At 69.1% G+C, this 21,685-nt stretch carries 19 protein-coding genes and 2 tRNA genes; 7 read left to right on the top strand and 14 right to left on the bottom strand.

What is annotated here, in order from left to right:
- Nucleotides 1-5: 5 nt before the first annotated feature.
- Nucleotides 6-1,331 carry a nucleotide sugar dehydrogenase gene (locus tag VD972_RS10150; RefSeq protein ID WP_324984586.1) on the bottom strand — a complete coding sequence of 442 codons (1,326 nt, stop codon included), beginning with the start codon at nt 1,329-1,331 and terminating at the stop codon, nt 6-8.
- 62 nt (nt 1,332-1,393) lie between these two features.
- On the bottom strand, nt 1,394-3,469 hold the full coding sequence (locus VD972_RS10145) for an alginate lyase family protein (protein WP_324984548.1): 2,076 nt from the start codon (nt 3,467-3,469) through the stop codon (nt 1,394-1,396).
- Between the two features lie 387 nt (nt 3,470-3,856).
- Here VD972_RS10145 and VD972_RS10140 point away from each other — a divergent pair, with 387 nt between their 5' ends.
- Complete coding sequence (locus VD972_RS10140; protein WP_324984546.1) at nt 3,857-4,753, top strand: histidine kinase dimerization/phospho-acceptor domain-containing protein; 897 nt, start codon at nt 3,857-3,859, stop codon at nt 4,751-4,753.
- A 15-nt stretch (nt 4,754-4,768) separates the two neighbouring features.
- On the opposite strand, the gene VD972_RS10135 is transcribed toward VD972_RS10140, so the two are convergent.
- From VD972_RS10135 to VD972_RS10110, 6 genes are read right to left on the bottom strand one after another with little or no spacing between them, the layout of a single operon-like run.
- On the bottom strand, nt 4,769-7,366 hold the full coding sequence (locus VD972_RS10135; RefSeq protein ID WP_324984543.1) for a hybrid sensor histidine kinase/response regulator: 2,598 nt from the start codon (nt 7,364-7,366) through the stop codon (nt 4,769-4,771).
- Between the two features lie 9 nt (nt 7,367-7,375).
- Nucleotides 7,376-7,951: a chemotaxis protein CheW gene (locus tag VD972_RS10130; RefSeq protein ID WP_324984540.1), complete on the bottom strand. Its 576-nt coding sequence runs from the start codon at nt 7,949-7,951 to the stop codon at nt 7,376-7,378.
- A gap of 6 nt (nt 7,952-7,957) precedes the next feature.
- Complete coding sequence (locus VD972_RS10125) at nt 7,958-8,374, bottom strand: response regulator (RefSeq protein WP_324984537.1); 417 nt, start codon at nt 8,372-8,374, stop codon at nt 7,958-7,960.
- The gene (locus tag VD972_RS10120; protein ID WP_324984535.1) at nt 8,371-10,002 is read right to left on the bottom strand and encodes a methyl-accepting chemotaxis protein; all 1,632 of its coding nucleotides are present in this window, start codon (nt 10,000-10,002) and stop codon (nt 8,371-8,373) included. Before VD972_RS10120 ends, VD972_RS10125 begins: the two co-directional genes overlap by 4 nt.
- A gap of 32 nt (nt 10,003-10,034) precedes the next feature.
- Nucleotides 10,035-11,423: a CheR family methyltransferase gene (locus VD972_RS10115; RefSeq protein ID WP_324984531.1), complete on the bottom strand. Its 1,389-nt coding sequence runs from the start codon at nt 11,421-11,423 to the stop codon at nt 10,035-10,037.
- The gene (locus tag VD972_RS10110) at nt 11,420-11,986 is read right to left on the bottom strand and encodes a chemotaxis protein CheW (protein WP_324984527.1); all 567 of its coding nucleotides are present in this window, start codon (nt 11,984-11,986) and stop codon (nt 11,420-11,422) included. Before VD972_RS10110 ends, VD972_RS10115 begins: the two co-directional genes overlap by 4 nt.
- Nucleotides 11,987-12,221: 235 nt before the next feature.
- Here VD972_RS10110 and VD972_RS10105 point away from each other — a divergent pair, with 235 nt between their 5' ends.
- Entirely contained in the window at nt 12,222-14,234 is a 2,013-nt protein-coding gene (locus VD972_RS10105; RefSeq protein WP_324984524.1) for a TonB family protein, read from the top strand.
- 7 nt (nt 14,235-14,241) lie between these two features.
- On the opposite strand, the gene VD972_RS10100 is transcribed toward VD972_RS10105, so the two are convergent.
- From VD972_RS10100 to VD972_RS10085, 4 genes are read right to left on the bottom strand one after another with little or no spacing between them, the layout of a single operon-like run.
- Entirely contained in the window at nt 14,242-14,961 is a 720-nt protein-coding gene (locus VD972_RS10100; protein ID WP_324984520.1) for an HAD family hydrolase, read from the bottom strand.
- 10 nt (nt 14,962-14,971) lie between these two features.
- A complete protein-coding gene (locus VD972_RS10095; protein WP_324984517.1) occupies nt 14,972-15,889 on the bottom strand; it encodes a myxosortase-dependent metalloprotease, MXAN_2677/MXAN_2678 family in 918 nt (305 codons plus the stop codon).
- Nucleotides 15,886-16,758, bottom strand: a complete 873-nt coding sequence (locus VD972_RS10090) for a myxosortase-dependent metalloprotease, MXAN_2677/MXAN_2678 family (RefSeq protein WP_324984582.1) — start codon at nt 16,756-16,758, stop codon at nt 15,886-15,888. Before VD972_RS10090 ends, VD972_RS10095 begins: the two co-directional genes overlap by 4 nt.
- Nucleotides 16,759-16,772: 14 nt before the next feature.
- Entirely contained in the window at nt 16,773-17,345 is a 573-nt protein-coding gene (locus VD972_RS10085) for a hypothetical protein (RefSeq protein WP_324984514.1), read from the bottom strand.
- A 111-nt stretch (nt 17,346-17,456) separates the two neighbouring features.
- On the opposite strand from VD972_RS10085, the gene gltX reads away from it, so the two are divergent.
- The 4 genes from gltX to VD972_RS10065 all read left to right on the top strand — a co-directional run bounded on the left by gltX (nt 17,457) and on the right by VD972_RS10065 (nt 19,641).
- The gene (gene gltX, locus VD972_RS10080; RefSeq protein ID WP_324984511.1) at nt 17,457-18,887 is read left to right on the top strand and encodes a glutamate--tRNA ligase; all 1,431 of its coding nucleotides are present in this window, start codon (nt 17,457-17,459) and stop codon (nt 18,885-18,887) included.
- 66 nt (nt 18,888-18,953) lie between these two features.
- Complete coding sequence (locus tag VD972_RS10075; protein ID WP_324984508.1) at nt 18,954-19,373, top strand: hypothetical protein; 420 nt, start codon at nt 18,954-18,956, stop codon at nt 19,371-19,373.
- 67 nt (nt 19,374-19,440) lie between these two features.
- Nucleotides 19,441-19,511 (top strand) — tRNA-Gln (locus VD972_RS10070).
- A gap of 58 nt (nt 19,512-19,569) precedes the next feature.
- Nucleotides 19,570-19,641: transfer RNA gene (locus VD972_RS10065), tRNA-Glu, on the top strand.
- A 74-nt stretch (nt 19,642-19,715) separates the two neighbouring features.
- Here the strand turns inward: VD972_RS10065 and VD972_RS10060 are convergent.
- Nucleotides 19,716-20,684, bottom strand: coding sequence for a response regulator (locus VD972_RS10060; protein ID WP_324984505.1), 969 nt, complete (start codon nt 20,682-20,684; stop codon nt 19,716-19,718).
- Nucleotides 20,685-20,753: 69 nt separating this feature from the next.
- On the opposite strand from VD972_RS10060, the gene VD972_RS10055 reads away from it, so the two are divergent.
- Nucleotides 20,754-21,341, top strand: coding sequence for a hypothetical protein (locus VD972_RS10055; RefSeq protein WP_324984502.1), 588 nt, complete (start codon nt 20,754-20,756; stop codon nt 21,339-21,341).
- On the opposite strand, the gene VD972_RS10050 is transcribed toward VD972_RS10055, so the two are convergent.
- The coding region (locus VD972_RS10050) for a sensor histidine kinase (protein WP_324984498.1) at nt 21,313-21,685 on the bottom strand (373 nt) is incomplete at its 5' end. The genes VD972_RS10055 and VD972_RS10050 overlap by 29 nt on opposite strands.

The raw sequence follows: 21,685 nt of genomic DNA, 5'->3' as shown, positions 1-21,685 counted from the left end.
CGCGCCTAGGCCTTCATCACCTTCTCACGCCCCGGGCCCACATTCTTGGTGGCGTTGCGCGTGTCGACGACACACTGGGACTTCTGCACCACCATCGCGTAGTCGATCGAGGAGTGGTCCGTGAGGATCACCACTGCGTCGTACTGGTCCAGCGTCTCCGGCGACAGCGGCACCGAGCTCATCTCGTGGTGGAAGCCGTGGCCCTTCTCCAGCTTCGGCACATACGGATCGTGGTAGCTGACCTCCGCGCCCTTCTCGATGAGCAACGAGATGACCCGCAGGCTCGGGCTCTCGCGCATGTCGTCGATGTCCTTCTTGTAGGCCGCCCCCAGGCAGAGGACCTTGGAGCCGTTGAGCGTCTTCTTGTGCTTGTTGAGCGCCTCCATGGTGCGCTGCACCACGTAGTACGGCATCTGCGTGTTCACCTCGCCGGCCAGCTCGATGAACTTGGTGTGGAACTCGTACTCCCGCGCCTTCCACGTCAGGTAGAAGGGATCAATCGGGATGCAGTGCCCGCCGAGCCCCGGGCCCGGATAGAAGGGCATGAAGCCGAACGGCTTGGTGCTCGCCGCCTGGATCACCTCCCACACGTCGATGCCCATCCGGTCGCAGAGCATCTTCATCTCGTTGACCATGGCGATGTTCACGCAGCGGAAGATGTTCTCCAGCAGCTTGGAGAGCTCCGCCACCCGCGTGGAGGACACTGGCACTATCTCCTTCAGCGCGCTGGCGTAGAGGGCCTGCGCTACCTCGAGGCACCCCGGCGTGAAGCCGCCGACGATCTTCGGGATCGTCTTCGTGTTGAAGCTCTTGTTGCCCGGATCCTCGCGCTCGGGGCTGAATGCCAGGTGAAAGTCCACGCCAGCCTTCAGGCCCCCCTTCTCCAGCAGTGGCTTGAGCACCTCCTCCGTGGTGCCCGGGTAGGTGGTGGACTCCAGAACGAAGAGCTGGTTGCGCCGCACGTACGGAGCCAGCGCCTCGCCCGTCTGGATGATGTACGTCATGTCCGGCTCACGCGAGGCCGTCAGCGGCGTGGGCACGCAGATGACGATGCAGTCCATCTCCGTGGCCTTGGCGAAGTCCGTCGTCGCCTTGAGCCTGCCCTCGCTGCTCAGCTTCTTCAGCGGCTCGCTGGGGATGTGCTTGATGTAGCTCTCCCCCTTGCCGATCTTCTCCACCTTTCGCTTGTCGATATCGAGCCCCGTCACCGGGAAGCCGGCCTCGGCGAACGCCATGCCCAGCGGCAACCCCACGTAGCCCAGCCCCACCACGCCCACCTTCGCCTCCCGCTTGCGGATCATGTCCACGAGCGGGCTGACCATTACGCGCATCTGCTCACCCTCCCAATTGAGGCGCCGCGAGACACGGACCGCCTCCACCCAACGACCGACCTTCATGAAAAGACGACCACCCACCGCAGCCACGCCGGGGGCACGCGACGCGCCCCGTACGTCACCACCCACGCCTGCTTCACCTGCCCGTACCCCGGCGAATACGAGGACGGCTCCAGCCGGGGCGTGAGCCCCGAGGTGAAGAGCACCACCGCCCGCACCGCTCCCTCGGGCCCCAGCTCCACCGCCAGCGGCTCGAAGGCCCGCGGCGCATCCGGCACACGCAGCGCGCGCGCAAGCTCCTCGGACGAGGCGGGACGCAGCCGCGCCTCCGTGTCCGGCAGGTGCAGCCGGCCCACCACGTCGTGCGCGCCCGTGCCGATGAGCCGATCCATCACCGCCAGCGCACGCTCGCGCTTGTCCAGGTAGAAGGTCCGCTCGAGGCCCACGGGCGCAGTCAGCGTCCGGTAGCCGTCATGCCGCACGGTGAGCCGATCCAGCTGGACGCCGGGCTGGAAAACCTCCACCCGGGCGCGTGCGTCCTCCGGCAGCGCGAAGAGCCGCGCAGGCTCGAAGGCCACCTGCTCTACCCCATCCAGCACCAGAGTGTTGTGCGCGGCCGTGCCCCGGAAGGCATTGCGCAGCTCCGCGTTCCGCGTGTACGTGCCCGTGCCCGAGTCCACGATGACGAGCTGCCCGTCCACGTGCAGCTCGAAGGAGAGCTTGTCGTTGTGGCTGTGCCCGCCCACGCCGCACTGCCCCTGCCGGCCCGCGCTGATGGTGACGACCGCCCCGGCCCCGCGCAGCACATGGAAGCCACCCGCGGGGAAGCTCACCGACACGGGCGGCGGAGCGGGAGGCAGCGCCTGGAAGCGCTCCAGGCCCGGCTTGCCCAGCAGCCATGCCGCCTCGTCCGGGAACTCTCCGCCCGCCAGGGACTCCTCCCCGAAGAGCGCCGCCCCGAGTGGAGCCAGGTAGCCATGGTCCTGATCCGCCCGATCCCGAAGCGGGAAGACCCGGCAGGAGTCGTTGTCCCCAATCTGCGGCGACAGCCCGTGCTCCGAGCACCACGAGCGCGTGGCCTGGAACATCCGGCACAGGCGCTCCTCATAGTCCTGACCGAGCACCACGCCGGCCCTGAGCGCCACCACCTGCGCCAGGGTGAACAGCTCCACCACGAGCCGGTGATAGGAGGTGGAGCCTTCGAAGGAGGTGCCATCCCCGTGCACCTGCGCCTGCATCTGCGTGCGCAGCCCCTTCACCGCCAGCGCCACCTGGCGCGGCGCGCCCGGCAGCTCCGGGAACAGCAGGCCCACGACCAGCAGCCCCACGTAGTTGGCGACCAGGTGGTTGTTGGGGATGGCGCCCTGATCCTCCGGGTGCGACTCCACCCACGCGGTGTGCTCGGCGAGCGCGCTCAGCACGGGCACGAGGAACTCAGGACGCTGGACCTCGGGCGCCTCCACGAACATGGCGAGCGCCTGTGCGAGGTTGGCCGCACGCAGCGCCACCTCCATGGTGCACGCCCACTGCACCCCCAGGCCCGGCGGGTTCGCTTGAAGGAAGTCGAGCGTCTGCAGGACAAAGGCCCGCGCGAAGCGTGCCCGCTCCCGCTCATCCTCCTCCACCCAGTAGCCCTGGCCCAGTGCCACGAGGCTGTCGAGCCGGCCCAACACCCATGGGTACTTCGGGTCCGTCCCGGGCCGCACCAGCTGGAGCTGCTCCACGGGATCCAGCGGGTAGCGGTAGCCGCTCAGCGGATCCAAGGACCAGTCCACCGGCTTCCCCGCCCCGAAGGCCACGCGCGTCCCGAAGATCACGAACTCCTGGCCCAGCGCCGCCCGAGCCCGCTCGAGCGCCCGCTCCCGCGCGCCCGGCATGGCCGCAAGCGCCTCGAGCACGGACGGGCGCTGCCGGTGCTCGCACCACACACTGGTATGGCGCGTCTCCAGGAGCTTTCCCGCCAGCTCCTGGGCAGAAGCGACACCGTAGGCCTGGAGGATCCGCAGCTCGTCCACGCGGTAGCGGCGGCGGTAGAGTGCCTGCCGTGCGACGCCCTGAACCCGGCGCACTGCGCTCTTCGCTACGGCCGCCGGCGCGAGACGAACCAACGCCGTGTAGTAATCAAAGGTCCCCATCCGCCCCTTCCACGCTCCCGCCCATGGGTTAGCAATCGCTCGGCCAGCGAGAAACCGTTGATGTTCCTGGGGTTGGCTCGCCCTGAGGTCTGGGAGGCCGGTAAAAACTCCAGGGCCGTCCTGTCCTTAGGGAAATCCGATCTGCTCTTTGGGAAGCCCGGTCTGCCCCTTGGGAAGCCCGGTTCTCTGTTGGATGCAGATCACTCCTGAGTCTGAGAAATGTTGCGCCTCTCCCGACCCATGAGCATTCCTAGGGACGTGCGTGGCGGAGCGTTGAGCGGGCGGCGACCCGAGGAAGCACTCGGGACCGTAGAGGTGGAACGATCGCTGGCGGCGGTAGCCGAGCGGTCGCTCCGGGTTGGGGCACGTGCTGGGTTGGACGGGCTCATGAAGGAAGCACTGCGGCTCACGGGGGTGGCGGGCATCGCGATCCATGAGGGGCGTGTGAGGATCGTGGAGGCGGGCCTGCGGCTCCCCCCTCTGTCGCGTCTGCGTGCTTCTCAGGTCATCCCCACAGGGGATGGGCGCGCGACGCTCGGGGTGTTCCCCGAGCGGCTCGGCGTCGAGCAGCGCGAGGTGCTGGAGCGGATCGCCCAGCTCGCGGGCACCCTGCTGGCAGCCCGGCGGCGTGAGGCCTCGGTCCAGGAGCGCCATACCTCGCTCTGCCGGGAGCTGCGGCGGCTGCAGCGGGATCTGGCGTACCGGGAGAGCAACCGCTCGCGGGCCTCTCATGATCTTCGGACGCCGCTGCTCGTCATCCAGGGCTACCTGGAGATGATGCGCAAGGGCATGACGGGAGAGCTCACGCCCACCATGGAGCGCTACGTGGAGCGCATGCAGGGCGCGTCGCAGAACATGGCCCAGCTCATCTCCCGGCAGCTCTCGCGAGGAGGGGCACCCGAGGACCTGCGTGCCCTGGTGCTCGAGGCCTTCGAGCCGGTGGTGCAAGCCCGCAACCTCTCCCTGCAGCTGGAGTGCACGGCGCAGTGGGCCCCGGTCCGAGGGTCCCGCTCCGTGGTGGCGCAGCTGGCGCGGATCCTGGCGCGAGATCTGGGCACCTCACGGGTCAGCAAGGTACAGGTGCGCATCGACGAGCAGGAGCGGCTCGGCATGTGGCAGCTGCGTGTGTCCACAGACAGGCCCCGGCTCCTGCTCGCGCGGAAGGTGGCGCGGCTGGAGCAGCTCCTCCATCGCCTGGGAGGCACCCTCTCCATCCAGGACGAGGCCCCCTTCGAGCTGCGGCTCCTCCTGCCCGCCGCCATCGTCAACCCGGCTCCTCGCTAGACGCGAGCGCCGGGCTCACCCCGGAACCAGCTGCCGGACGAGATCCAGCAGCCTGCCGCGCTCCACCTCGCGCTTGACGAGGTAGCCATCCGCACCCGCCTCGAGGCCCGCGGCGCGCTCCTCGGGGCTGTCGAGCGAGGTGACGAGGATGACAGGGATCCGGTTGAGTGTCGGGTGGGAGCGGATGCGCCGCGTGAGCCCCACACCGTCCAGCCGCGGCATCTGCCAGTCGCTGACCACGAGCTGGCAGGGCGTGCGCTCCAGCACCTCCCACGCCTCCTCGCCGTCCGAGGCGGTGACCACTGGGTAGCCGGCGATCTCCAGCAGCGACTTCATCGCGAAGCGGGTGGTCAGCGAGTCGTCCGTCACCAGGATGCGAGGCCGGCGGATCTCGCCCATGCTGATGCCGCGCGTGCTCGGAGCCGCGGCGCGCAGCAGCTCGGGCGCGTTGAGCACCGGCACCAGGCGGCCGTCATCCAGCACGGCAGCCCCGGCCAGGTGCACCACACCCTTCAGGTGCGGACCCAGCGTGCGGACGACGATGTCCTGCTGGCCCACCACCTCGTCGATGGCGTACAGCACCCGCTCCTTGCCGAGCGTGAGCAGCATCACCGTCTGCATCTTCCCGCTCTCAAGGGCCAGCGGCAGCCGGGGCAGCCCGATCGCCTCGGACAACGAGAGGAACGTGAGCTGCTCTGACTCCACGCGTGCCACCACGCGTCCGGCCACCGTGCCCACATCGTTCGGGGCCAGCCGGAACACTCGCTCCACCATGTCCGAGGGGACAGCGACGATCGAGGTGCCCACGCGGATCAGCAGCCCCAGCGCGGAGGCCAGCGTCAGCGGCAGATCAATGGTGAAGCGAGTCCCCTGCCCGTCCGTGTACGACACGTCCACGGCGCCCTGGAGCCGCTGGGCCGTGGCCAGCACCACATCCAGGCCCACGCCGCGTCCAGAGGTCTCCGTCACCTGATCCCGGGTGGAGAAGCCGGGCTGGAAGATGAGCCGTGCTGCCTGGGGGTCCGAGAGCTTGGCCGCGGCCTCCGTGCTCAGCAGCCCGCGCTTGACGGCCGTGGCCCGCACCCTGGTAGGAGACAAGCCTCCACCATCGTCCTCCACGACGACGGCGATGCGCGTGCCACGCGGCTCCACGCGCACCCAGAGCTTGCCCTTCTCGTTCTTGCCGGCCGCGAGCCGGGTGTCCGGCATCTCGATCCCGTGATCGATGGCGTTGCGCACCAGGTGGAGCAGCGGATCCTTCAAGGCGTCCAGGATGCGCCGGTCCAGCCGTACGTCCCCGCCCGAGATGAACAGCTCCACCTGCTTGCTCAGCCGCGAGCTCACCTCGCGCACCGTGCGCCGCAGCGGCTCCAGCACCTGCACGGCGGGCACCATGCGCATGTCGCGCAGATCGTCGCGCACCACCTGGGCCACGAGGTTCATCTGTTCGCCCTCGCGGGTGCCCTCCTTCAGCAGCTCCACCAGGCGCTTCTGGACGCTGCGCAGGCTGAGCACCGCGGTCCTCAGCGACTCCAGCGACTCCCCTCCGCCCGTCAGCGACAGGTGCGACGCCGAGCGCTCCAGGTGCACGATCGTGTCGTGCGTGTTGTCGAGCAGATCCCGGAGGACATCCGTCCGGCGCACCTGCTGGGCCCGGCCCGCGATCAGCTGCTCGACCTGGAGCCCCAGCGACTCCAGCGTCTTCACCGAGACGCGCACCGCCTGATCCACGCCCCCCTTGGCCCCACCCGCGGCCTCACCCATGGTGGGGGCGGGCGCCGTGGACGCCTCGCTGGCCGCGCGCAGGGCCTGAGCGGCCTGCTTCGTCGCCTCGGGAACCAGCTCGGGCGCTGGAGCGGGGGCAGGAGCAGCAGGTACCGGCTCCGAGGGAGAGAGCGCGCTCCGGAGCTCCACGAGGATCCCCGCGAGATCCGACGCGGCGATGCTCGCGGTGTCACCGGCCTGCTCCATCTTCGAGAAGCCCGACGCCGTCTGCTCGGCGAGCGGGGCGACCCGGGCCTCCTGAGCGGCCTCGGCCGCGCTCTTGATCGAGCGGGCCAGCGCCACCGCGGAGCGCACGGTGCTGGGCCGGTCCGGCACGTTGGGCGAGCACAGCGTGGCCAGCGCCTCCTCGAGCTTCTCCAGCACCTGCAGGGCGTCCTTGCGGAACCGCTCGAGGGCGTGCTGCTTCTCCCGGTCCTTCTCCTTGCTCGAGGTCCTGACCTCCCCGCCCTTCCCGAGCGAGGCCAGCAGTCCCGCCAGCCCGTCGATGGATGGCTCCTCCCCCTCGTCCCCGCGCCCCAGCGCCACCTCGATGGAGGCCAGCCCGCTCAGGGTGACCTCCACCACCTCGCGTGGCAGCTGCTCGTCGCCACGGAAGCGCGCCAGCCCATCCTCGATGGCGTGGACGACCTGCTCGATCTCCGACAGCCCGAGGCTCGCGGCGGAGCCCTTCAGGCTGTGCACCAGCCGCTTCAGGGACGGGAGCAGATCGGGATCCCGCCCCGCAGGCTCCTCCTCGAGCCCCATGATCTTCGTGCCAATGGCCTGAATCTGCTCGCGCGTCTCCGCGGAGAAGATGGGCCAGATGCTGCGGAGCACCTGCGGATCCATGCGCCCCGCCTACCCCCGCCTCTCGACAGCCGGATCGCTGAGCTGCACCACATCCAGCACGGTCATCCGATCCGGCGTCAGGAACAGGAAGGGCCCGGGCGGCGGCTGGGACAGCGTGGAGCGCAGCAGCTCCGCCCGCCCGTCCACCACCTCGGCCGCGATCCCGAAGGCATCCCCCGCCAGGTCCATCACCACCACCTTGGCCAGGTCGGACATGCCGCCACCCTCCAGCCCCAGCAGCTGGCGCAGGTCCAGCACCGGCACCACGCGCGAGCGCGACACCAGCGCCCCCATCACGTATCTCGGCGCGCCCGGCAGGCCACACAGTCCACGAGACTCCAGCACGTGGTCCACCTGCTCGATGGGGACCGCGTAGCGCTCGCCGCCCACCTGGAAGACCAGCACGGTGAGCACCGCGGGGCGGACCTCTTCACGAGAGCCGGCCAGCGCGCGGGCCCGGATGGACAGCACCTCGCGGCGCTTCTCCGGGCTCACCTGCGCGTTCTCGATCACCGCCCGCGCCTCATCCAGTCGCTGGATGAGGGTGGAGTAGTCGATCTCGACCTTGGCGTCTTCCGTGGACATCCTGGCTCAGCGTCCCGTCGGGCCCTTCACGGGGAGCTTCAGCAGCTCCCGCACCCGCTCGCGCAGCTCGTCCACCGAGACAGGCTTGTTGAGGAAGGCGCTCGCCCCCACCAGCCGGCCGCGCTGCCGGCTGGCCTCGTCCTTGAGCGAGGTGAGCAGCAAGAAGGGCGTGGCGTGCAGCGAAGAGTCCGCACGCACCGCAGCGCAGAGCGCGAAGCCGTCCATCTCCGGCATCTGCACGTCGGAGATGATCAGATCCGGCTTGATCTCACGCGCCTTGGCCAGCCCCTGGACGCCGTTGCCGGCGTCGAAGAACTGGAGCCCCCACCCCATCAGGTATACCTGCAGCAGGTTCGTGATCGTCTTGGTGTCCTCGACGATCAGGACCTTCAGCGGTGCGCCACGTGTCGCGGCCGTTGTCATAGCTGATATCTACCTACGAGCTCCGAGAACTTCTTGGAGAGGTTCGAGAGGTTTCCCGCTACCTGTTCAATCTGACGCGTCCCACTGACGCTGTCAGCCATGGCCACGGACAGCTCACTCATCGCCGTGGCGATCTGCTCCACACCAATCGTCTGCTGCCGCGTGTTGCCGGCGATCTGCCGGGCGGCACCCGAGGACTCCTTGATGACCTCGGCCAGCCCGAGGATCGCCGAGCCCGCGCTCTGCGCCAAGGCCATGGCCGCCTGGGCTCTGCGGCTGCCCTCGTCCGTGGCCGCCACCGCCGCCTTGGTGCCCTTCTGAACCTCGCCCAGCAGGGCGCGCACCTGGTTGGCCGCCACCTTGGACTGCTCGGCCAGGGCCCGCATCTCCATGGCCACCACCGCGAAGCCGCGGCCGTGATCGCCAGCCTTGGCGGCCTCGATGGAGGCATTGAGCGCCAGCAGGTTGGACTGCTCGGCCACGTCCCTCACCGTGGTGATGATGTCGCCGATCTGCAGGGTGCGCTCGTTGAGCTCGGTGATGGCGACGGCAATGGCGCGCACCTGATCCCCCAGCTTTTCCATGCCGGCCACGCTCTCGGCCACGACTTTCTGGCCTTCCGTGGACAGGGCCTCGGAGCGCTGCGTGCCGCTGATCACCGAGTCCGCGTAGCTGGTGGCCTGCTTGGCCGTCTGGGCGATCTCCGCCACCGTGGTGCTCGTCTCGCTGATGGCGGAGGCCTGCTCGTGCGCCATGGCGGACTGCTGCGAGGAGGTGGTGAGCGCGCTGTTGGCCTCGCGCTCGATGTCCGCCGCCGCGCTGCGCAGGTCCGCCACCAGGTGCGTCACCGTCTGCGCCATCTTCCCGAAGCTCTGTGCCAGCTCGCCGATCTCGTCCGTGGAGCGGATGTCGATCTGCTGGCGCAGGTTCCCCGCGGCGATCCCCGCGGCGACTCCCGTCAGCCGCTCCAGCGGCACCGTCACCAGCCGGGACAGCATGGCCGCGGCGATCATGCACACGAGCAGGGTGGCCAGGCCGATGCCCGCGGCCGACATCACGCCCGCACTCACCGAGGCCGTGAGCGCGTCGAGCTGGATTCCCACCTGCACCGTGCCCACCCGGATCCGCGTATCGCCCGATGAGGGCTGCCGGGGATCCTCCGCGCGGCCGTAGACGATAGGCGCGGAGGTCTCCAGCACCCGCTTGTTGCCCACGGTCACCTCGCGCTCCACGGCCAGCGCCTCCAGGGAGGGCGCCACCTTGTCGGCTCCCGCGTAGGCCTTCTCGGAGGAGATCGCCAGCACCTCGCCCTGGGTGTCGCGCACCACCACGTAGGCGACCTCGGACACGTCGCGCAGGGTGGAGTCCGCCGCCTGCTGCAGGGTGACCTGCGAGCGGGCCGACGTCGCCGCCGACAGGTTGCTGGCCAGCTGGATGCTCACCACGCGCGCTCGCGAGGCCAGCTCGTTGCGCAGCGCGGCGCGCATCTGCACCGTGAACACGACGCTCAAGAGGGTGGCCACCAGGGCACCCGTCAGGCCCGTGATCAACAGGATCTTGGTACGCAGGCTGAGCCGTCCCACCGACCGACGCCCCGGCATGGACAGCTTGGTGCCTTGGACTTCCACGTTACCTCCCAGCTATCACGAGCGCCCGCACCTCACCGCGCCCCCTGCCATCCTGTCCGATTCCTGGCGGCCAGTGCCTGTCGCAGGCCCCCCGCCGTCATCGATTCCACTCCCCGGAGCTGATGCTCGTCGTCCAGCCCATCCAATGCGCGCAAGGCATTCTGCCGGGCCCGCTCCGCCTCTTCCCGCCGATTCAACCGCGTGTAGAGCGTCACCAGCGTAGCGTGGCCGAGCGCCATCGTCGGGTCCAGATATAGCGCCTTGCGGACCAAATCCACCGCCCCGTTCACGTTGCCCCGGGTCTCGGCCACCATGGCCAGCAGCAGGTACGCCTCGGGGACGAGCTTGCGGGCAGCCTCCCGTGCCAGCTCTTCCGCCTGGTCGAACTTGCCCTCCTGGGCTGCCCTCAAGGCCTGACGCATAGCGTCATCACTCCCCGTCCCAGCCGAAGAGGACGGAGTGGCCGGGGCGGAGGAGGCCGCGGGTGCCGCGGGCTGCGTGGGTCGAGCCTGGGAGACCTGGCTGGAAGCCGCCGACTTCAGCTTGCGCATCAGCTCCAGCTTCGGATCCGGCGTGGGTGGAGGGGCGGGGGCGATCTCGGCGGCCGACCGCGGCCGGGGCAGCCGGAGGACTGGGGAGCCCTGCACGTCGATCTGCTCCAGCCCCATGCCGTTGGTGAGGGGGATCTCCGCTGGAGCCAGGAACAGCATCCCGCCCGGCGCGAGCGCGCTGATGAGCTTGGCGAGCACCTGCCGCACCAGCTCGTGAGGGAAGTAGATGAGGACGTTGCGGCAGAACACGGCGTCCTGTTCGGACACGGGCGCCGCGTCGAGCACCAGGTTGTGGCGGACGAACTCCACGGGCCGCCGCGCCTGGGAGCTGACCATCACCAGATCTCCCTGAGGCGTCAGGAAGCGCCGCTCCATGGAGGGCTCGATGCGCCGCACCGACCAGGGGCCATATGTGGCGGCCCGGGCCCGCTGCAGCGAGCGGGCGGAGATGTCGCTGGCCGTCACCCGGATGCGCTCCACCGGGAGCCCGGAGGCCAGCAGCGTCATGGCGATGCTGTAGGCCTCCTCGCCGGTGGCGCAGCCCGCGCTCCACACGCGCAGCAGGCCGTCCTCCTTCAGGGTGGCCACACGGCCCAGCTCGCGCAGGTGCTCGGGGTGGCGGAAGAAGTACGTCTCGCCGATGACGGCGTACTCGATGAACTGCTCCACCACCGTCGCGTCGCGCGCCAGCAGCTTCTGGAGGAACGTGGGGATGTCCATCCCCCGCGCCTCGGCCGCCCGGGTCATGGCCGTGCTCAGGGAGCGCCGCACGCTGGAGGCCAGCGTCATCCCACTGGCCTCTCGCAGCACCTCCTCGACCCGGCTCAGCGTGGCTTCGTCGAGCGAGTCCACTCGCGCTGCCTCGCTCACGTCTCCTCCGGGGCCGCCAGGATCACCGTGGTGCGCAGCAGTGGGCGCAGCCCCCCGTCCGCCGTGCGGCACAGGCCCGCCATCAGGCCCGTCTTGTCCCACGGAGACCGCTCTTCATTCTCTTCCACACGGTCCACCAGCAGCGGCGACTCGACGATGTCCTGGACGTGATCCACCAGCAGCGCCACCGTGCGGATGCCCGAGCACACCACCAGGTGTGCGTCCAGCGAGGGCTCCCGCTCCACCCCCATCATCCGGGCCAGATCCACGGCGATGGCGGAGACGCCTCGGTAGACGAAGGCCCCCAGCACATGGACCGGAGCCCCCGGCAGGTGCTGGAGCTCCACCAGCCGGACCACTTCCTGCACCGCGTCAGAGGGCAGCAGCACCTGGGTGCCGGCGACCTCGACCGTGAGGAAGAGCCCCGGCAGCCGGTGCTCGCCACCGAGGACGAAGAGCTCCCGCCGCAGCCGCGTGAGCTCGTTCTCCAGCGAGAGGAGTCGTCGCTGGACCGACGCACGCTGCGCCTGGGCTTCCGCCGGAGTTGTGGGAGTTTCAGCCATCGGGGAGACCCACCCGACGCACATGCTCGGGTTGACTCGAAACGTAATCTGCCCGACGGAGGACCGTCAATGCGGGCGAATGGGCCAGGTTGCTCCCTCGGCTGCTCCAAACAGGCCTGTCCGACCTGATACGGTGGGTCCTCGGCGGTGATCGCGGAGCACCTGCGGTTGTGGTTTGATGGCCACTGGGACGCGGGTTGGAGGTACGGATGTCGTCTGCTTTCAGGGGTGGTGAATGATCAAGAGTGACTCTCCGAGCGCTGAGGTTCCTGTGAATCCAGGTGGGGATCCCCTCATTGGCCGGACACTCAACAATCGATTCAGCATCACCGAGGCCATTGGCATCGGCGGCATGGGGAAGGTGTACCGCGCCATGCAGGCCCCGCTGGATCGGGTCGTCGCGCTCAAGGTCCTCAACCCCAGCTTCCCGAGCACCAAGGATCCCGGCTTCCAGCAGCGCTTCCTGCGAGAGGCCTCCCTCACGTCCAAGCTCCGCCACCCCAACACGGTGACGGTGATCGACTACGGGCAGACGGAAGATGGCATCTACTACATCGCCATGGAGTACCTGGAGGGTAGGACGCTGCAGCAGGTGCTGGCCCAGACCGGCCCCTTGTCCTGGAGCCGGGTGATCGCCATCGTCCAACAGGTCTGTCGCTCGCTGCGCGAGGCGCACAGCATCGGGATCGTCCACCGGGACCTGAAGCCGGCCAACATCATGCTCCTGAACGAGGCGGACCAGGATCTGGTGAAGGTCCTGGACTTCGGCCTCGTGAAGTCCATTGGCGAGGGCGAGGCCGAGACGGTCAGCCCGGAGATCACCCAGAGCGGCACGTTCCTGGGCTCGCCGCAGTACATGGCGCCGGAGCAGGCGCGCAACGTGGCGGACGCGCGCAGCGACATCTATTCGCTGGGCGTGGTGATGTACCAGATGCTGCAGGGGCGCCCGCCGTTCATCGCGCGGGATCACCTGGAGCTGATCTTCTCCCACTGCAAGGAGCCACCTCCGCCCTTCAACTCGCTGCGGCCGCACATCCCCGTGCCCGCGGACATCGAGGCGGTGACGATGCGCTGCCTGGAGAAGGATCCGGCGCGCCGCTACCAGTCCATGGACGAGCTGCTGGAGGCGCTGCGGTCCGCCAACATGGCGGCGGGCGGCCACAGCGGCATCTTCAAGCGTCCGGGGGGCGGGACGACCACGGGCCCCCACGCTTCTCCCCTCTTCGCGGCCGCGAGCGGCACGGACACCAGCTCCTCCACGCTGGCGCTGGACATCAGCGTGGAGGTGCCCGAGTCGGTGGCCAAGGCGCGCCGGCGCAAGCTGCTGGCCCTGGGGCTGGTGGGCGGGGCAGTCCTCGTGGGACTGGTGGCCACGGTCCTCTTGATGCGCCCCCAGGACGCCCCCCCTGCCGCGGCTCCTGCGCAGACGGCGGCGGTGGCTCCCGTCACACCTCCGGCGCCCGCTGCCGATCCAGCGCAGGCGGAGCCCCAGCAGGTCCGCTTCCGGCTCATGAGCGAGCCGACTGGCGCGCGCGTCTATTACAGAGGCAAGGAGCGTGGGACGACGCCGTTCGTGCTGGAGGTCCCTGCGGGTGGGGACGGCACGGTGACGGCCGAGCTCACCTTCGCGCTCGAGGGCTACCAGACCGAGGCGGTGATCACGGGCGGCTCGGGGGACGTGGTGCTCTCGCAGAAGCTTCAGAAGCGCCGGGGCGGCTCGCCGGGCTCGAGCAAGGTGGAGTTCGCCAGCGCGCGAAGCGCCAGCCTGGAGCCCGCCACCTCGATGGCCACGTCGCTCGATCCGGCGGAGTCCCTGGTGCCCTCGACCCCCGCGCCTGCGGCGAAGCCCGCGGCGAAGCCTGCGGCAGCCGAGGCGGACACCGGTCCCGGGGAGACGGCAGGGAGCGGAGCCGTCACGGTGCTCCCGGCCAACGTCCTCGCCGGGGCGGGAAACAGCCCTCTCCCCTACGGAGAGGGCATGAGCCGGCCGGTGCAACTCGAGGGTAAGGAGATCGCCTATACCCGGGAGGCGCTCGCGGCGAGAATCCAGGGCAACATGCTGGTGAAGTGCACCATCACCCGGGTGGGCCGCGTGGAGAACTGCCGCGTGCTCAAGCCGGTGCCGCACATGGAGCAGGCCGTGCTCGAGGCGCTGCAGTCGCGCATCTACAAGCCCATCCTCTATAAGGGCCAGGCTGTCTCGGTGGACTACGTGTTCAACATCAAGCTGCAGCTGCCGCGGCGCTGAGCGTCGCTCACCCGGCGCCGGGGCCTGCCTGCGGAGACGCGGGCGAACCGGCGACCGGGGCCCCCGCCGTGGGCACGCCCCAGTCCACCACCGGCCAGCCGCGGCGCACCGCCTCCCGCCGCAGCCGGTAGTCCGGGTGGACGGCCACGGGGCGGCCCACCACCTCCATCACCGGAAGATCCGAGTAGGAGTCCGTGTAGAAGGCGCACGCGGCCAGGGGGACACCTGCCTCCCGAGCGTAGCGCTCCGCGTGGGTGCGCTTGCCCTCCCCGAAGCACACATCGCCCAGGGGGCGGCCGGTGTGCAGCCCCTGCGCATCCACCTCGAAGCGGTTGCAGAGGATCGCATCCAGGCGCAGATCGCGCGAGACGAGCTCCGAGAGGTAGCCCGAGGAGGAGGTGAGGAGCACCAGCCTGTCTCCCGCGCCGCGGTGCTCCTCGAGCGCACGCAGGGCGCCGGGGCGGTAGAGCGGGCGGACATGCGCCTCGTAGAAGGTGGTGGTGCGCTCCTGGATCGCCAGGGAGGACGTGCCCGCCAGGTGGGCGATGGCCGCGAGCAGCGCGTCCTGCATGGAGACGAAGCCCAGGTGATAGCGGGCGATCCAGAGGCTGGCGCGGAGCGCCTGCATCCGGGTGATGTGTCCCAGTGCCAGCTCGCGGCGGACCCACAGTGTCCCGGAGTTCACCGCGAGGAGCGTCTTGTCGAGATCGAAGAACGCGACACTCATGAGCTCTCCCTCACGCCTGGGGCGTCCGAGACGCCTTGCGCCGGAGCAGGAGTGCCCACGCACTCAGGAGCAGGCCGGGCAGCACCGTCCCTGGGGCCGTCGCGCAGCCTGTCCCCGCGCTCTGGGCGGAGAGGTTCTTGCCCGACACACCGAGCTCGGTGCACTGCGTGGGGGGGAGGCCCCGGGGATACGTGTCGCAGAAGCCGGCGGCAGTGCCCACATCGATGACGCGCTTGTCCGTCTCGCCAGGGGGCGCCGAGGCCTCCATGGTGGAGAGCGGCTCGAACACGTGATCCAGCCCCATGGCGTGGCCGATCTCATGGGTCAGCGTGTTCTGGAGGTCCGTGGCCACGCACTCCGGGGAGGGCAGGCCCTCGCAGAGGGGCGAGCTCACGATGGTGAAGAGGAAGCCCAGGTTGCCGCCGGGCTGGGAGGCATTGAACTCGATGTCGGCATCCAGGATGACGCCATCCCTGAAGCTGAACGTCGTCGTGGTGAGCCCGATGGTCAGATCTCCATGCTCCCAGCAGGAGTAGTCGTTGGAGCAGGTCTCCGCCTCGATGCACGGATCCTCGAAGGGGACAACATCCAGGCAGGACGTCTCCCGGAAGGTGATGATGTTCTGGTTGGTCTGGCCGGTGACGTAGCCCACGGCGGGGCGGCTCACGTCCGGGCCGCGGACGAAGGTGAAGTCGCTGCACGTGGCCGACAGCGTCCGCCAGGTGTCGAAAGCGGCGTCGATGGCGGGGAACTCGGTGTCCCGAGGCGTCCGGAGGCTGCCCGCGGAGTCGACGTGGAACTTGAACTCGCGGCTGAGCCAGTTGAGGCACAGCGGCTTGCCGGGCACCACGGTGCGTCGGTAGACCTGGGCTCCCGCGGCGGGCGCCACGAACAGGACGGCCAGCAAGAGCGACAAGCGGCGACTCACGCGCGCGCTCCCTTGCGGCGGCGGACGAGCAGCAGCGCCCACCCGGCCAGCGCGGGCAGCCACGCCTCGGCCCCGGTGCTGGCGCAGCCCGCCACCTGGGCCTTACGGCCGAGGTTCGGGTCGGCGGTGGGCTGGATGCAGCTCTGGCTGGCCTGTCCCTTGGGGTACGACTCGCACACGAAGGCATGCGAGCCCGAGTCGATGGACCGCTTGGTGGTCTCCCCGGGCGGGGCTCGCGGGTTCATCGTCGAGCCCGTGAAGTTCGTGTGATCCAGGCCGACGAAGTGACCGATCTCGTGCGTCATGGTGTTCTGCACGTCCGTGGACACGCAGTTGAGGTTCACCCGCGGCGGGCAGAGGGCTCCATCGGACGTGGTGAAGGTGAAGCTCGGCGAGTTCAGCTCGATGTCCGAGTCATAGATGATGCCGGACTTCTGGTCGTACGTGGTGAGGGTGACGGCGATCGTCTGCGCGTCATTGCTCCAGCAGTCATAGGCATTTCCGCACGAGTCGTCGCCCCAGCACGGGTCACTGGACGGCGCCACATCCGCGCAGCTCCGCAGGCGGAAGAGCACCAGGTTGCGGTTCTGGCCGCCCACCTCATACCCCACGCTGCGGTCATCCACCCTGCCCCCCTCCTCCAAGGAGAGGTTGCCGCACCCAGCGAAGATCGTCTGCCAGCCCTGGAAGGAGCGGCGGACGGCGTCAAACTCGGAGCCCGCGGGCTTCGTGTCCGGGTTGCCCACGGTGCTCTGGTACCAGGAGAGCTTCGGCGCCGTCCAGAAGAGGCACTGGGTCGTCGTATCGCCCGCCTCGACACGGCTGCGCACGTAGGGGGCCGAGGACTGACCCAGCGAGAGGGCCAGCATCAACGCCGCGACCTTCACTGGCGCTTCTCCTGTCCTGGCTGCTGGAGGGCGGTCCGGATGGCCGCCCTCAGCTCCTCCAGCGTGGTCGTCCGCTGCGTAGAGGCGGTGGGCTGGCGCGTAGCGGGGTCCAGCAGCAGCGTGTCCCCCGTGCTCTCCGGCACCGCGAGCACCGAGCGATCCTCCGAGCGGCGCACCTGGTACTTGCCCTGCGCCATGCCGGTGACGCGGAAGGCGCTCGGCCCGCGACGCTCCAGGAAGACCACCACCTCTTCGCCCGGCGCGAAGGAGGGCAGGCCATGGGCCATCTGTCCGATATCCCCGACCCGTCCGCCCGGCTGGACGAGGAGCACGGTGTGGCTCGCCTGCCCCTTGAGCGTCTCCGTCACCTCGATCTCCACGTCCGTGACGATGCGGCGGCGATCCCCGCTCCACCGGCTCTCCATGCGCCGGACAGTGCCATGGACCACGGTGTCGGCCGTCCGGGCCAGCTCGGGGAGATCGATTCGGAGCATCGTCGTGGCGGCCGCTGGGAGCCCGAGCAGCAGGGCGGCGGCCAGGAGTGCGGAGAGCGCGGAGCGCAGTGTCATCAGGTCACCTCTGTTGCCCTCAGTGTAGCCCAGGGTCCCCAGCGACGCTCGAACCTCTGTCGAACGCGCGTTGACCAGCCATCCCCCTGCTTGCTAATCGCGATTGCTCATATGGCCTCCGCTCTCCGCGTACGTTTCGCACCCTCTCCTACCGGCTACCTCCACATTGGTGGCGCCCGGACCGCGCTGTTCAACTACCTCTATGCGCGGCGCTTCGGCGGCACCTTCATCCTGCGCATCGAGGACACGGATCTGGAGCGCTCCACGGAGGCCTCCCTGAAGGCCATCCTCGACGGCCTCAAGTGGCTGGACATCGACTGGGACGAGGGCCCCGAGAAGGGTGGCCCTTTTCCTCCCTACTTCCAGACACAGCGGCTGGACACGTACCGCCAGCACGTCGACCAGCTGATCGCCGCGGGCAAGGCCTACCGCTGCTACTGCACCCAGGAGGAGCTCAAGGAGCGGCGGGCCCTGGCGGAGAAGGAAGGGCGCACCTTCAAGTACGAGGGCACCTGCCGCGAGCGCAAGGACGCGCCCGAGGGGCGCTCGCACGTGGTGCGCTTCAAGATGCCGTCCCAGGAAGGCTCCGTCTCCTTCGAGGATCTGGTGCTGGGGAAGATCACCAAGGAGTACTCGGACCTGGATGACTGGGTCATGATGCGCGGCGACGGCATCCCCCTCTACAACTACGGCTGCGTCATTGATGACCACCTGATGGAGATCACCCTGGTGTCGCGCGGGCAGGAGCACGTCAACTCCACCTTCCCGCAGCTCATGCTCTACCAGGCGCTCGGGTGGACACCGCCTCAGTTCGCCCACCTGCCGCTCATCCTCGGCCCGGATCGCGAGAAGCTCTCCAAGCGCAAGCACAAGGAGGCGGACGTCATGCTGCACAAGGCCAACGGGATCCTCCCGGAGGCCCTGCTCAACTTCGTCATCCGCCTGGGCTGGAGCCACGGCAACGACGAGGTGATCTCCCGGCAGCAGATGATCGAGTGGTTCGACTTCAAGGACGTGGGCAGCACCTCCGGGGTGTGGAACCCGGAGAAGCTCCTGTGGCTCAACCAGCACTACTTGAAGACGCTGCCTCCGGCGGACATCGCCGGGCGGCTGGCGCCCTTCCTCGCGGACAAGGGACACCCGCTGCCCGCCGGGGATCCGCGCCTGGAGCACTTCGTGCTGGCCCTCCGCGAGCGCGCCAAGACGCTCGACGAGATGGCCACCATGGCCGTGCCCTATCTGCAGCAGGGCGTGACGCTGGACGAGAAGGCGGCCGCCAAGCACCTCACCGCGGACTCCCTGAAGCTCGTGCGCCAGGTGCGCGACGAGGCGGCCGCCCTGCCCGAGTGGAGCGTGGCGAGCCTGGACTCGGTCATCAAGACGGTGAGCGAGCGGGCGGGCGTGGGCATGGGCAAGGTGGCCCAGCCCATCCGCGTGGCCATCACCGGCAACACGGTGAGCCCGGGCATTGGTGAGACGCTGCTGCTCATGGGCAAGGACGAGGCGCTGCGCCGCTTGGATGCGGCCCTGGCGCGCGGCTGACAGGCTTGCCGGAGCCCACGCAAAGTCGGTGGACGAGGCCGGACGTGGGCCCTATCTTGTCGCCCCATGACGCGAGCGCTTGACAGCCTGAGAGACCATTTCTATAAGGCGCGCCCGCTCGGGGTGGCCCTGGCCGTCCTGTGGGTGACGGCGGCGGGGGCGGAGACGGTGAGCGGGGCGCAGCTCCCCGACGGCGCGCAGAAGGTGGGCGAGAATCGGTATCGGGCGCCGCAGGGCTTCGAGGAGACGCTGAAGTACTACCGGACGGTGTACCCGTCCCAGGCGTTTCCTCGAAAGCCGATCGTCAACCAGCCGGGCGTGAACGCTGTGCACATCGTCAATCCCTCGGGGAAGAACTTCGAGGGGTTGAACATTTATGAAGCGAACGACGAGGTTCGCATCTACATCGTCCCGGTACCGCCGCCCCCTCCGAAGCAGCCCGTCAGGAAGGCGCCGGACCCGAAGTCGGGGAAGAAAACTCGGTAGTTCACGAGCCCCAACCAGTTGTGGTAGGAGAAGTCCCGAAGCCGACGGTCCGCAGCACGGTGGTTCTTGGGGAATCGTCTAACGGCAGGACAGCAGACTCTGACTCTGCTTATCTAGGTTCGAATCCTAGTTCCCCAGCTCTAAAACTTCGGTTGACGTGAGAAGACCGAAGCTGTAGTTGAAGTCGCAGTTGAATGGCCCTGTCGTCTAGTGGTTAGGACGGTGCCCTCTCACGGCACAAACTCGGGTTCGAATCCCGGCAGGGTCAACTGAGGCGCCCGCTCTTCTCTTCGGAGAGCGGGCGCTTCGCTTTTGCGGGCTCCGCGCGCGGCGCGGCCCGCCTCAGCGCCGGGTGATGCTCCGGTGGAAGAGGAGCAGGGCGTTGGCGAGCCGCGTCTGTGCCCGCTGGATGCTCCGGCTCACCAGCAGCATCCTCACCCGCTCCGGCAGCGCTTGAGTGCCCGCCGAGGAGCCGAAGCCCACCAGATCCAGCCTCAGGCCGATGGCCTCCAGCAGATCCGAGAGGTCCGCCTGTGGGTTGGCCAGCAGGAGCACGTCCGGCGAGCGGGACTGGAGGATCTCCGCCAGCATCCGCCACCGCGGCTCGCCCGTCTCCAGGATGACGACGTCGCAGTGCTCCAGATCCGGGGAGGTCGCCGGCAGCTCCACCGCCTGGAAGCCCTCGGCGGTCAGCAGCTGCACGGCCTCCGGGCTGCCCACCACGGCCACGCGCCCCGTCTCGGCGCCGCCCTTCACCATCTGCTCGTAGCTGCGCAGCTCGTCCTCCAGCGCCTGGTGGGCAGGCTCCGGGGCGTCCTGTCCGCTCTCCAGCAGCGTGGCGGCCTGCTTCGCGACATCCCGCGCCTGCTCACGGCCCTTGATGCGCTCGGCGCGGCGCTCGAGCGCCGCGCGAACCTTGGCCCGCAGCACCCGCAGATCATCGAAGGGCTTGAGGACGTAGTCGCTGGCGCCGGCGGCGAACGCGGCGATCACGGACTCCGAGCTGGCGTAGCCGGTGATCATCATCGCCTCCAGGGTGGGCTGGAGACGCCGGGCCTCGGCGATGAGCTCGATGCCGCTCATCTGCGGCAGGTTCTTGTCGGTGATGAGGACGTCGATCCGCTGCGACTCCAGCAGCGGCAGGGCCTCCTCGGCGCTCGTGGCCTGGGTGACGACCAGGTCCGGCTCGCGCGCCAGGAGCCGACCGCAGACGTCCAGCACGACGGGCTCGTCGTCCACGACCAGGATGGTGGAGGCGAGCGTCCCGCCACCTGGTTTCTGATCCTCCTCGGTCTCGAACGGCAGATCCATTGGGGGAGAGATTCTCACAGCTTGAAGGTAACTTCGAGAGACGAGAGAAGACGACCTATGCTGTAGGGTGTGAGCTTCGCCGACGCCCTGGTGGAGAACCGCATCCCCCCCCGGGTTGGGGACGTGCGCCTGAGGTACGACGAGGGGCGCATGCTCGGAGAGTCCCTCCCCCCCTCCGTGGGGCAGCGGCTGGTGCCCGAGCTGTGCCTGCTGCTCGCGGCCACCTGTGCGGTCGGGAGCCTCACCCTGCTGGTGGTGTCCCCCAGCCACTATGGGGCGCCGGTAGCGCTAGGGGTGGGGGCGGCGGTCTTGATCGGGTACGCGCTCCGGCGCGAGGCCCGCCTGGGGCGCCGGCGCTTCGTCCTGCACTTCGCCACCGAGACGCTCAGGATGGAGCGCCTGACCTGGGCCCCCTCGGCCACCCGCACGGAGACCGTCCCCTTCGACGACGTGACGGCGGTGGAGGTAGTACAGCGTCCCTCCGGGCACTATGCGATCCTCGTCTCCTACACGTCCGGCCCGAAGGAGCGACGCGAGGCGCGGCGCCAGGTGTTGGTGGAGCAGATCCGCCCGAGCGAGGCAGAGACGCTCCACCGCGTCTGGCGCATGCTCCACAACGCCTTCGGACTCAAGGCATCGGAGCCTTCAGGAGGGTGATCTCGATGTCCGTCCCCTCACCCGGGACCGAGGTCAGCTTCAGCTTGCCGCCGTACTGCGTCACCAGCTCCCGACAGATGGAGAGCCCCAGCCCCGTGCCGATGCCCACCGGCTTGGTGGTGAAGAGCGGCTGGAAGACCTTCTCCTGCAGCTCCACGGGGATGCCGCAGCCGTTGTCCGAGACGGTGAGGATCACATTGTGGTCCTGCGTGGCCCAGCGCACATCGATCTTCCCGGGCCGGCCAATGCCTTCCATGGCCTGCGCGGCGTTGACGACGAGGTTCAGCACCACCTGGCAGAGCTTCACCGGCCCGAAGAGCACGCGCACCGCATCGCCGTTGCTG

The organism is Hyalangium sp., from assembly GCF_035629615.1.
Classification (GTDB): domain Bacteria; phylum Myxococcota; class Myxococcia; order Myxococcales; family Myxococcaceae; genus Hyalangium.
This window is presented reverse-complemented; position numbering and strand designations above follow the sequence as displayed.